At 73.2% G+C, this 11,546-nt stretch carries 9 protein-coding genes; 6 read left to right on the plus strand and 3 right to left on the minus strand.

Translation table 11 applies throughout. The features are described from left to right. Positions 1–8: 8 nt before the first annotated feature. On the minus strand, positions 9–1,355 hold the full coding sequence (locus ACH4D5_RS07150; RefSeq protein WP_398299459.1) for an ATP-grasp domain-containing protein: 1,347 nt from the start codon (positions 1,353–1,355) through the stop codon (positions 9–11). Between the two features lie 657 nt (positions 1,356–2,012). Here ACH4D5_RS07150 and ACH4D5_RS07155 point away from each other — a divergent pair. From ACH4D5_RS07155 to ACH4D5_RS07180, 6 genes are all read left to right on the plus strand, one after another. Continuing rightward, positions 2,013–2,729, plus strand: a complete 717-nt coding sequence (locus ACH4D5_RS07155; protein WP_398299461.1) for a Clp protease N-terminal domain-containing protein — start codon at positions 2,013–2,015, stop codon at positions 2,727–2,729. 140 nt (positions 2,730–2,869) lie between these two features. Then, positions 2,870–4,075: a radical SAM protein gene (locus ACH4D5_RS07160; RefSeq protein ID WP_398299462.1), complete on the plus strand. Its 1,206-nt coding sequence runs from the start codon at positions 2,870–2,872 to the stop codon at positions 4,073–4,075. A gap of 9 nt (positions 4,076–4,084) precedes the next feature. Continuing rightward, the gene (locus ACH4D5_RS07165) at positions 4,085–6,226 is read left to right on the plus strand and encodes a DegT/DnrJ/EryC1/StrS family aminotransferase (protein ID WP_398299464.1); all 2,142 of its coding nucleotides are present in this window, start codon (positions 4,085–4,087) and stop codon (positions 6,224–6,226) included. Continuing rightward, positions 6,223–7,407, plus strand: a complete 1,185-nt coding sequence (locus ACH4D5_RS07170; RefSeq protein ID WP_398299466.1) for a hypothetical protein — start codon at positions 6,223–6,225, stop codon at positions 7,405–7,407. The genes ACH4D5_RS07165 and ACH4D5_RS07170 overlap by 4 nt, the downstream gene beginning before the upstream one ends. Next, positions 7,404–8,531, plus strand: a complete 1,128-nt coding sequence (locus ACH4D5_RS07175) for a hypothetical protein (RefSeq protein WP_398299468.1) — start codon at positions 7,404–7,406, stop codon at positions 8,529–8,531. The genes ACH4D5_RS07170 and ACH4D5_RS07175 overlap by 4 nt, the downstream gene beginning before the upstream one ends. Positions 8,532–8,579: 48 nt before the next feature. Continuing rightward, positions 8,580–9,440: a phytanoyl-CoA dioxygenase family protein gene (locus ACH4D5_RS07180; protein WP_398299470.1), complete on the plus strand. Its 861-nt coding sequence runs from the start codon at positions 8,580–8,582 to the stop codon at positions 9,438–9,440. Between the two features lie 6 nt (positions 9,441–9,446). Here ACH4D5_RS07180 and ACH4D5_RS07185 read toward each other — a convergent pair whose 3' ends face one another. Both ACH4D5_RS07185 and ACH4D5_RS07190 read right to left on the minus strand, forming a co-directional pair. Beyond that, positions 9,447–10,391, minus strand: coding sequence for a Gfo/Idh/MocA family protein (locus tag ACH4D5_RS07185; protein ID WP_398299472.1), 945 nt, complete (start codon positions 10,389–10,391; stop codon positions 9,447–9,449). A 19-nt stretch (positions 10,392–10,410) separates the two neighbouring features. Continuing rightward, positions 10,411–11,412, minus strand: coding sequence for a zinc-binding dehydrogenase (locus ACH4D5_RS07190; RefSeq protein ID WP_398299474.1), 1,002 nt, complete (start codon positions 11,410–11,412; stop codon positions 10,411–10,413). Positions 11,413–11,546: the final 134 nt, after the last annotated feature.

The raw sequence follows: 11,546 nt of genomic DNA on the forward strand, positions 1-11,546 counted from the left end.
CACGGCTCTCAAGAAGCGGCTCGTTCGTCGGGCGCCACGGACAACGGACCTGCTTTCAGGCGCACTTGGTCGGCCGCCGCGTCCAGGCGGGCGGCACATTCGGCAGGCGTGCCAGCCTCGCACAGGACGTACGCGTACCGCTGGAGATGACCCAAAGGCGGCAGCCCGCGCTCGTCGCCGGGCGCCGCGAGGGCCACGACCCGCAGCAGCCCCTTGGTCGCGTCGGCCTGGGGTACGGTCACGTGTTCCACCCGGCAGGGCTCCTGCGGGTGGAGGAACCGGATGCCGGCGGTACGGGTCAGGACGGGCGTGAGGCGGGGCGGAACGCGCAGGGCGACGTCCACGGCCACCAGGCCCGGGTCAATGCCCGTCGCCAGGAAACCGAGGTACGGGACGAGGTCGCCGCCGAGCCGTCCGTTCACCTCGACCACGACGAACCCCCGTGCGGTCAGGCGCACTTGGGTGTGCGTCATGGCGTCGTTGACGCCGAGCACGCGGTGGGTCTTGTCGAGCACCCAGCGCAGCGCCGGGTCGTCAAGGAGCGGATCGTCGGCGCTCACCAGGTGGCCGGTCTCCTCGAAGTACGGGGAGAGGGCGCCCTCCTTGCGGGAGAGCCTGCGGGCGAGGAAGAGAGGCGTGTAGCGGCCCGCGTGGACCACGCCGTCGACGCTGATCTCGGGCCCGTCCAGGTACTCCTCGACGAGGATGCCCACGCGGTACGTCGGGACGCCCGGCCAGTGCGCCGCCCGCGCCTCGGCGAACAGCTCCCGGAGTTCGGCCGCCGAGCGGACCAGCGCGACGCCTCTGCCGGCGCCGAGGCCGCGGGGCTTGACCACCACGGGGTAGCCGATCCACTCGGCCGCGGCGGCCGCCTCCGCGAGGTCGGCGACCACGGCGTGCCGGGGCTGCGGAAGTCCGGCGTCGCGCAGCAGGGCGCGGGTGCGGTGCTTGTCGCGGCAGTTGCGCACGGCGGTCAGGGACGGCCCCGGCACGTCCAGGGCCTCGGCGAGCCGGGCCGCGGGCAGGATCAGCGCCTCCTCGTGACAGAGGACGCCGCGCACCTTCCGGACGTCGACTACCGCGCGGGCCGCGCGGATCAGGGAGTGCGGGTCACCTGGGTCGGCCTCGGTCCAGCCGGTGAGGTGCGGGGCCTGCCAGGTGGGGGCCGCGTCGTCGAGCAGCCAGAGGTCGGCGCGGAGCGCGGCCGACCGCAGCAGGTACTCGCGGTACTCCTGGGTGCCGCTGCCGACCACCAGGACGGTGCCGGCCGCCCGGTCCGCTCCGGCCGCACCGGTGCCCCCGGCGGCCATGGCCTCTCCGGCGGCTTCCTCGGTGGCTTCTCCTGCGGGCTTCATCGGCCCTCCTCCGCCGGGCACGCGCCTCGCCCGACGTCTGCGCCCACGCCCGTGCCCCCGACAAGGGCGTAGGCGGTCCGGTCCTCGACCGGGCCGTCGGGGCCGAACCGCACGAGTTCCAGGCGCACTTCACGCTGCCGTCCGGCCCCCCGGAGCCGTATCCGCGACAGTGCGGTGCGCCCGGCCCTGAAGATGTCCCGCACCCGAGCGGGGGTGCCGTCGGGCACCCCCGTCCCCCGCCCTCGCGACGGTCGCTCCCCCGATCCTGGGCGGACCACCCGTGCGTACACCCCCGTAGTACGTCCGGTCACCGGTTCTTCCCCCCGATTCGGTGTTTTCAGGTCCGCCGCGGTTCCGCGACCGTGGGTACACCATGGACCCGTACACGGGCGGGGGCGACCGTGAAAACCCTGGGGTCCGGGGCCGGGAGCCGGGGTGGGCGGCCGGGCACCGCGGGGCGGGCGGGGCGGATGGGGCGTACGACCTCGAACGCGGGGCGCGTGAACCGTTGGTTCCGCCGTTCAACCACTTCAGCCGACGGCCGAACCCAGGGTTTTCCTCGGGCCGCCCCGGGCCCAAACCCCGACCCCAGCCCGCACACCAACGGGTGACAACCGCGGGTTGACACTCGCGAAAGTGTCAACCTACGGTTGTCACATGACGCTTCCCGACGGCACCACCCCAGCTCCGCCGGTCCGCCTCGACGACCTCATCGAGGCCATCAAGAAGGTCCACACGGACGCCCTCGACCAGCTCTCCGACGCGGTGATCGCCGCCGATCACCTCGGCGACATCGCCGACCACCTCATCGGCCACTTCGTGGACCAGGCCCGGCGCTCCGGCGCTTCGTGGACCGACATCGGCCGGAGCATGGGTGTCACCCGGCAGGCGGCCCAGAAGCGGTTCGTCCCCAAGAAGCAGGGGGAGGCGTCCGACCTCGACCCCAGCCAGGGCTTCAGCCGCTTCACCGAGCGCGCCAAGAAGACGCTGATGGCCGCGCACGAGGAGGCCAAGACCGCGGGGCACGCCGAAGTCCGCACCGAGCACCTGCTCCTCGGCCTGCTCAGCGAGCCGGAGGCGGTGGGCGCCCGGGCGATCACCGCACAGGGCGTCTCCCTGGACGACGTGCGCGCCGCGGCCGTCGAGGCACTGCCCGCGCCGGCCGCCGAAGTGCCCGCCCTCGTTCCGTACGACGCCTCGTCGCGCAAGGTCCTGGAGCTGACGTTCCGCGAGGCCCTGCGCCTCGGGCACAACTACGTCGGCACGGAGCACCTGTTGCTCGCCCTCCTGGAGCACGAGGACGGCACGGGACCGCTCTCGGGCCTCGGCATCGAGAAGGCCTCCATGACGGCCACGATCACCGAGTCGCCCTAGCTTCTCCAGAGACCGGCATCCCTGATTCCACCCTCGACCAGCGGGTTGTCTAGACCCATTGACAGCCTTTGTCCGGCTCCCTAGTGTCCCCAGCACCGCTCGAAGGACCACACCGCACATCGATCATGCGTGGGGGGCTCGTGGACAGCACTGCTGGTACCGGCGACATCGGAATGGCGGCCCCCCGGAACCGAGAAGGACTGCCCGTCGTCAGTCTCGACCAGGCGCATTCACCGCAGAAGGTCCTCGCCCACGGCGAATTGCTGCGACGCTTCGTCGCGGGCGAGGAGATCAAGCCGGTCCACATGCGGATCGGCATCATGGGCGCCTGCAATATGCGGTGCAATTTCTGCAACTTCCACTCGCCCAACGAAGAGCAGTTCTACGACCTGTTCTCGTTCAAGGATTCGATCGCCACCGACAAGACGGTCACGCTGCTCCGCGAGTTCGCCGCGAACGACGGGCGCGCCGTCACGTTCTGCGGCAGCGGCGAGTGCACCATCCACCCGGGGTACGCGGAGATCTGCGGCGCCGGCCACGCGGCCGGACTGCGCATCGGGCTGATCACCAACGGCTCGCGCCTCGGCCGGCCGAAGGTCGCCGACTGTGTCGCCGAGACGCACACCTGGGTCCGCATCGGCCTGAACGCCGGCACGGAAGCCACCTTCGACGACATCACGCGGGACCGCGAGCAGACGTTCTCGAAGTTCATCGGCTCGGTCGGCAGGCTCAGGGAGAACGCCGTCGCCCCGGACTTCCGTATCGGCTTCAACTACGTCATCACCCTGCAGAACTACCGGGAGATCATGGAGGCGGCCCGCATCGCCCGTGAGTCCGGCGCGCATTACGTGCGTTTCGAGCCCGAGTTCTACAGCGCGCTCGGCCACGAGACCATCGAATCCGTGCTGCCGGAGATCTCCGAATCCCTCCGCCACGCCGCCGCGCTCTCCACGGACGCCTTCGAAGTGTCGGTGCCGAAGCTGGACCGCGGTCCGATGGACCAGGTGGAAGAGGTGGAGGGCGACTTCGAGCGCTGCCACTACAGCCGTTTCGTCACGGCCGTCGGCGCCGACGGAAATCTCTATCCGTGCCCGCAGGTGCATCTCAACAGCCGCTATCTGATCGGCAATGTCGTCGAACAGGGATACGCGGAAGTCCTGGACGGCGGGCCGCGCGCCGAGTGGGAGGCGTCCAACCCGCGCAGGACCGACCTGTGCAAGTCGTGCTTCTACCGCCCGCAGAACGAACTCCTGGAGCTCCTCAAACGCGGCCAGATCAAACTCGACGAGGCGCTGGACGCCTACGCGCTGGAAGTGCCGAGCACCCTGCACGGCGACTTCGTCTGAGCCGGGCGCATGCAGCTACGCCACCTCCGCGGGCTCCTCGCCGCCGAGCCCGCCTTGCGCCACACGAAGAGCACCGAAGACCACGCGGCGCGGGCCGCCCGGGTGCGGGCCGTCGTCGAGCGGCTGGCCCGCGTCGAGCGCGCCCCGCTCACCACCACCGAAACGACCGTCTCCGTGCGGGACGGTCTGCGCCGCGAGCGGCTCCTGCTGAAATCGCCCGTACGCGGCTCCTTCCACGGCACGCTCCTCGCACCGGCGGACGCCGTGCCGGACACCCCACCGGCCCTCCCGCCCCGTCCCGCCGTCCTCGTCCTCGGCGGCAAGAACGCCCGCTTGGACCAGCTCACCGGCGACGTGCCGCCGGACCACCCCGACCGCAACGTCGCCGAGCAGCTGGCGCACGCCGGTTTCGTCACGCTCTCCTTCGACCACGGCATCGGCGGCGCCATGGACGCCGAGCGCAGGGCAGGGCGGGACGAAGGGACGCTGCTCGCCCACGCCTTCGCCCTCACAGGACGCTCCCTGCTCGGCGCCCTCACCGGCGACGCCCTGGGCGCGCTCGACGTCCTCGCCGCGCATCCGCTCGTCGACCCGCGCCGCGTCGGCCTGTTCGGCCACAGCCTCGGCGCGGCCGTCGCCCTGCACACCGCGCTGCTCAGCGGGCGCGAGGGCATCCCGCTCTGCACGGCCAGTCACGTCGGCAGCTATGGGGCCCTGTACGAAAGGCTGTTGACCGGGCATGAGGGGGCGGTGCTGCCCGGCATCCTGGAGTACGCCGACCTGCCCGACCTGTACGGCGCCCTCGCCCCGGCGCCGCTCCAGCTCCAGTACGGCACGGCCGACTCCTACCTGGAACCCGCCGACGCGCGGGCGGCGGCGGACACGGTCCAGGAGGCGTACCAGGCCGCCGGGGCCGAGGCGGAGGTCCACGGGCTCCCCATGGGGCACGGCACACACGTCGGCCACGCCGCTGACTTCTTCACCCGCACGCTCGCCGAGCCCGCATCCGTGGGTCCCGCCGTACCGGCCCAGCGCATCCACTTCGAGGTGTCCGAGCGGCGTGCCGTGCTCGACCACGTCGACGCCGCGCTCGCCTCGGGCATCCTCACGCAGGGCCCACAGGTGGCCCGCTTCGAGGCGCTCGCCCGTCCCTGGACCGGCCGGGACACGGCGGCGGTCGCGTCCGGTTCGGCGGCCCTGGAGATCGCGCTGCGCGTCATCGGTGTGGCGGGCCGCACGGTGCTCGTGCCGGTCAACACGTTCTTCGCGACGGCGGCCGCCGCCGTGCGCGCCGGTGCGGCCGTGCGCTTCGTCGACATCGAACTCGACGGCCTCGGCATGGACCCGGACGCCCTGCGCGCCGCCCTGGACCGGCACCCCGACACCGCCGCCGTCCTGCCGGTGCACATCGGCGGCATCGTCGCCCCCTCGCTCGACGCGACGCTCGCACAGTGCGAGCAGCGCGGCATCCCGGTCGTGGAGGACGCCGCGCACGCCTTCGGAGCCACGCTCGGCCGGCGCCCTGCCGGTGGCTTCGGCCGGTTCGGCGCCTTCTCCTTCTTCCCCACGAAGGTCGCGATCAGCGGCGAGGGCGGGCTGCTGTCCGCCGCGTCGGCGGCCGACCTGGAGCAGGTGCGGCGCTGGCGCGACCACGGAAAGAGCGCCCAGGGCTCCACACTGCACGACCGGCCCGGCGGCAACTGGCGGCTGAGCGAACTGCACGCCGCCGTCGGCACGGTGGACCTGGAGCGCTTCTCCCGCACCCTCGCCGCACGCCGCGCGCTCGCCGCCCGGTACGACGCGCTGCTCGCCGACGTGCCCGGTGTCCGGCCGCACACCGTGCCCGCGGCGGCGGGCAGCAACTACTACAAGTACCTCGCCTACCTGCACCCCGACGCACCGCTGGACCGCCCGCTCCTGAAGAAGCGGCTCCGGGAGCGGCACGGTGTGTCCCTGGCCGGTGAGGTCTACGACCATCTGCTGTGCGACCACCCGCAGTTCGCACCGCAGCGCCGCCAGGACGCAGCGGACGGCCCTTTCCAGCGGGCCCGCTGGTTCGCGCGGCACCACATCGCCCTGCCGTTGTACCCGTCCCTCACGGAGGCCGAGCAGTTACGGGTGGTCGCCGCGCTCCGCAGCGAGCTGCCGTGACCGCCGTGCTCTCCGCGTTCCGCCGGGGCGCGTGGCGGACGTCCCTGGACCGGGCTCCTCTGCCCGGCCCCGGGGGGCGGGAGCTGGCGCTGGTCCCGGAGATCGTCGCCGACGCGGACCGGCGTTGGTGGGACAGCACCCTGCCCGGCCTGCCCAGCCTCACCGGACGCCGCCAACTCCTGCTTGAAGCACTTGAATTGTTCGACCACGGCGCCGTCTCGGTGGGAGGCCTCGGCGAGCAGAGCGCCGAGGGCTTCCGCGCGGCGCTGTGGGAGAGCTCGGGGCTGCCGGGGCCGCTGGTCGACCGGTGGTGCGCGATGCTGCGGGACGGCCTCCTGAAGCGCGGTGACCCACCCGGACCCGACGGGCGGCTGGCCCTCGTCGCGCTGCCGGGCAACACCTTCACCTGTCTGGAGTCGGTCTGCGACCAGGCCGAGCGCTCGGCGGGCGTGTGGCTGCGGCCGAGCCGACGCGAACCGTTCTCCGCGGCCCGGTTCGTCGCCGCGCTGCTCGCGGCGGGCTGGCCTCCGGCCCGCATCGGCCTGTACCCCTCCGAACAGCGTGCCCTGTCGGGCCTTCTGCGGCTCACGGACCGGCACGTCGTCTACGGCGGCGCCGGACTCGCCGCGACGCTCCGCGCCTCCCCTGCCCTCAACCTGCACGGCCCCGGCCGGGGCTGCGCGCTGGTGCCGCCGGGCATGCCGACCGACGAGGCGGTGGCATGGCTGCTGCCCTTGGTGGCGGCGGACTCCGGGCGGTTCTGCAGCAACGTGCGCACCGTCGTGTGCGAGGAGCCCGACGCGGCGGAACAACTGGCCGCCGCGCTGGCCGCCGCCCTCGACGCCCTGCCCCCGGACGGCGCGTGGCCTCTGGCCGCCTTCCGCGAACCGGGCACCGCGGAGCACGCGGCCCGCACCGTCCGCGACCGCCTCCGCCCCGGCGACCGTGTCCTGACCCGCCGGCCACCCGTACTCACCAGTGCGGCGAACGACGTGTACGTGCTGCCCCATCTCACCCTGCTCGCGGGCCACTTCACGCACAGCGCCCCTTCTCATCCCCTGATCGGCCACGAGGTCCCCTTCCCCTCCGCCGCCGTCCTGAGCGCCTCCCCCGAGGCCGCGCGGGCCATCACCGCCGCCTCCTTGTTCGTGTACCGCCCGGTGAAGCGAGGCCCCGAATGACCACCGTCTTCAGCACCCTGTCCGACACGCTGCGCGAACGCGTCCCCGAGCTCGGCGTGGACCTCGACACATGGACGCGCCGCATGATGCGCTGGCACTTCGACCCGGAGACCGGCAGCCCCTTCTGGGTCGCGCGGCGCGGCAGGCTCGGCTTCGACCCGGTCGAGGACATCGGCGGCTTCGCCGACCTGACGCGCTTCGGCCTCTTCGACAAGGCCGAGCTGCGCGTCGCGCACGCCCGCGACCTGCGGCCCCGCGGCTACCGCGACCGGCCCTTCCGGGTCTTCGAGACCGGTGGCAGCACGGGCGCTCCCTGCCGGATCGTCAACGTCACGCGCCTCGCGTACGACGTGGAGATCTACCGCACGGTCCTCGAGGCACGCGGCGTGGCCGGCGGCGACGTGCTCGCGATGACGCCGAGCGGGCCGCACGCGTACGGGCACTTCGTGGAGGGCCTGGCCGACAGCTGGCGCGGTGCCGTGCACGCCATCGACTTCGACCCGCGCTGGGTGAAGGCCGCCCTGCGCTCGGGCGGCGAGGCCGGCGCCTACACCGCGCACCTGATCGACCAGACCCTCGTCCTGCTGGCCGCCGAACGCCCCGCGCTGCTCTTCACGACCTCGCGGCTGCTCGTCGAGCTCGCGATGCGGCTGCCCCGCCCCCTACACACGTACGGCATCCGTGCCGTGTGCACCGGGGGCACCTCGTGCAGCGCCGCCGAGGCCGAGTTCCTGCGCGAGGAGCATCTGCCGGGCGTGCAGTGGATCGACACCTACGGCAACACGCTCGTCGGCCACGCGCTCCAGGCCGACGCGGCGGCGGGCGCGGTGGCGGGCGCACCGGACGTGCCGGGCGGCACCGGGCACTCGTACCATCTGCCGCCGCCCTTCGCCGTGTTGACGGTCGTCGACCCGGCCGACCCGTGGCGCGAGGTCGCGGTCGGGCAGCGGGGCCGCGTGCGCGCCACGACCCTTCTGGAGGACCTGTTCCTGCCCAACCTCCTGGAGCGGGACAGCGCGGTCAGGACCGGGCCGCATCCGTGGTTCCCCTGGGACGGGGTCGCCGCCGTGCGCCCCTTCCGCGACTCGGGGGCCGCCGAGGAGGCGGTGGAAGGCGTCTACTGACCGGTCCGCCGGCCGGTCCACCGACCGATGGATCGAGGGCCACACATCGTGAACCTGTCGTCGAACGGCGTACCCATACCCTGCACGCCGGAGCTCTTCGGCCCGCTGCGGCCCAGCGCCGACCTGCTGGCGCCGAGAGACCCCGGCGCGCTCCGGGAACGGCTGCACACGGACGGCTATCTGTATCTGCCGGGCCTGCTCGACCGTGCGGAGGTGCTGCGGCTGCGGGGCGCGTACTTCTCACTCTTCCCGCCAGGCCTGCTGGCGCCGGGCACGGGAGCGGAGGACGGGGTGTTCTCCGGGCAGGTGCCCGAAGGCGTTCCGGAGTACGGGGTGGCGGGGCACCCGGCGTACGCGTTCGTACGCTCTCCTCACTTCGACCGCTTCGTCGCCGACCCCATCCTCTCCACTCTCGCCGCCCAACTCCTGGGCGCCGACGCGGAGATGCTGCCGCGCCGCATCCTGCGCCACTTCCACCGGGGCACGCGGCGCGCCTCCCGCGCGCACGTCGACTTCGACTACATGGACGAGGGCTCCCCGTGCGTCGTCACCTTCTGGATCCCGGTCGGTGACTGCCCGCCGCGCACCGGCGCCCTGGTCTACCTGGAGGGCTCCCACCGGCTGCCGCCCGAGGAGTACGCGCCGCTGCGCGACATCACCGACCGGCCCGGCGACCGCCGGCAGATCTGCCACGACCTGGAGCTGACCGCCCGCACGCTGGGGCGCCGCTGGCTGTGCGCCGATTTCGCGGCGGGCGACGTCATGGTGCACCTGCCCCGCATCATCCACGCGTCCCTGGACACGACGACGGACGCCATGCGTCTCTCCGTCGACACCCGTTTCGTACGCTCCGGCGACACTCCCGACCCGCGCTGGCTCCGCCCCTGGTCGGCGGACGACGGGGCGTGAGCCCCTTCAGATCCTGACGGCCCGCCCTCCCGCAGCGTCCGACCGTTCCGCCGCGACGATCACCTCGTCGACGAGGCGGGCCTCGGCCACCGGGCAGACCGGAGTGGTGCCGGTCGCCACGGCGGCCACGAAGTCGGCAAGCAGCGGCTGGTGGGGGTTGGGCGCCGGGGGCAGCAGGAGAGGTGAACCGGGGGTTCCTTCGAGGTGGCCGGAGTCGAGCGGGTCGAGCGTCACGGTGCGTCCGCCGCCGCTGAGCCGGATGCGGTCCACGGGCGGGCCGTCACCCCACTCCACGAGGCAGTGCGCCCGGAGTCCGGACCGCCAGCGCAGGACGAGCCGGGCCTGCCGCTCCGCGCCGCGCGGGAAGCGGCGGCCGAGCCGGGCCGCCACCTCGTCCGGCCGTCCGAACAGGTGCAGCAGCAGATCGATCCGGTGGCTCCCGGCGTCGGCGAGGACCCCGCCGCCGGACACGGCGAGGTCGGTGCGCCAGCGCATCGGATCGTCGGGCCCCGGTTCGAAGGCGCGGCGGAAGCGCACCTCGACCCGCTCGGGTGTCCACCCGCCGAGCTCCTCGCGCAGCCGCCGCACGGCGGGCGCGAGCCTGCGGTAATAGGCGACGCCCGCACACCGCCCCGCCGTGTCGAGTGTTCCTCCGGTGCCGAGGCCGCCCGCGAGCGGCTTCTCGATCAGCACGGGCAACCCCGCGTCCAATACGGCCCGGGCGACCGGCACATGGAGGACGACGGGAGTGGCGACGTACACGGCGTCGACGCCGGACAGGAGGAGGTCGGGTGCCGCGCCGGACCTCGCGATCCCGTACCGCTCGGCGGTGCGGGCGGCGCGGTGCGGGTCGCGGCCCCAGAGGGCCACCGGTTCCTCGCCGAGCGCGTGCAGGGCGGGCAGCACGCGGCGTGTCACGACGTCGCCGTATCCGGCGATGCCCCACCTCATGCGCTTGGCCGTCGGCCGTTCAGGGGACGATCGCCACCTTCAGGGTCTCGGGCGGCGGGCCGTCATAGGGGGCCTGTTGGGCGTCCGGGTAGAGGGAGCGGCTGGCGGAGAGCTGTTCCAGGGCCTTGGGGAGCTCGTCGAGGGGATAGGTGTGCGTGTGGAGGTCGGGCAGGCGCAGGGAGTCGGTGCGGCGGTGGGCGAGCCGTTCGGCGACGGCGAGCGCCTCGGCGCGCGCGGTGTCCAGCGGCTCCGCGGAGCTGTGCACGCGCAGCCCCTTGCGCTCCCAGGTGACCAGGTCGACGGTGACGTGCGTGTCGACGTGGTGCGTGCCGAGGAGGACGACGAGGCCGTTCTGCCGTACGAGACGTACGCAGGCGTTGAGGGTCGTGGGGGTGCCGACGGCGTCGACGGCCACATCGAAGTCGGCGCCGACGGAGGCCAGTTGTACCGCGCTGCCGTCCACGCGGCGCACGTCGTCGGCGCCCGCGGCGGTGGACCGTTCGAGCCGCCAGTCGTCGAGGTCGACGGCGACGACCTCGGCGGCCCCGCGCGCCAGCGCGACCCGCAGCGCCAGCTGCCCGACGGGCCCCTGGCCGACGATCGCGACGCGGTCGCCGAGCCGGATGCCGCGGGTGGCGTGCACGGCCAGCGGCAGGAGCTGGAGGATCGCGCCCTGTTCGAAGGGCACGTCGTCGGGCAGCGCGCCCACGGAGATCTCGCGGGCCAGCGCGTAATCGGCGTACCCGGTGGTGAGCGGGGTCCGCACGAAGACCCGCTGCCCGGGCACGACACGCCGTACGCCCGCGCCGGCCGCCTCGACGACTCCGGCGATCTCGTGGCCGAAACACCCCTGGGAGCAGTGCTCGCGCAGGCCGTAGTAGTGCAAGTAGGCGAGGTCGCTGCGGTTGCAGACCGTGCAGGCCCGGACGCGGACGACGACCTCGGACGGCCCGGGTTCCGGCACCGCGACATCGGTGACCAGCCTGATGTCGCGCCTGCCGACGAGCTCGTACCTGCGCATGGCCCTCTCCCCTCAGCGGATGCGATCTGCGGAAGTCCCAAGGATTCCCCAACTCTGCCGCCGGGAGGGTGGATTCGCCCGCCTCGACCTGTTCCGACTCCTTGACAGCCCTGTTTGGTACGAGCCAATATCCA

Source organism: Streptomyces sp. NPDC018029, assembly GCF_044327655.1.
Lineage (GTDB): Bacteria > Actinomycetota > Actinomycetes > Streptomycetales > Streptomycetaceae > Streptomyces.

Bases quoted from the DNA above. Each gene is read 5' to 3' on its own strand.
- ACH4D5_RS07150 (WP_398299459.1), bottom strand. From the start codon at position 1,355: ATGAAGCCCGCAGGAGAAGCCACCGAGGAAGCCGCCGGAGAGGCCATG.
- ACH4D5_RS07155 (WP_398299461.1), top strand. From the start codon at position 2,013: ATGACGCTTCCCGACGGCACCACCCCAGCTCCGCCGGTCCGCCTCGAC.
- ACH4D5_RS07165 (WP_398299464.1), top strand. From the start codon at position 4,085: ATGCAGCTACGCCACCTCCGCGGGCTCCTCGCCGCCGAGCCCGCCTTG.
- ACH4D5_RS07175 (WP_398299468.1), top strand. From the start codon at position 7,404: ATGACCACCGTCTTCAGCACCCTGTCCGACACGCTGCGCGAACGCGTC.
- ACH4D5_RS07185 (WP_398299472.1), bottom strand. From the start codon at position 10,391: ATGAGGTGGGGCATCGCCGGATACGGCGACGTCGTGACACGCCGCGTG.
- ACH4D5_RS07190 (WP_398299474.1), bottom strand. From the start codon at position 11,412: ATGCGCAGGTACGAGCTCGTCGGCAGGCGCGACATCAGGCTGGTCACC.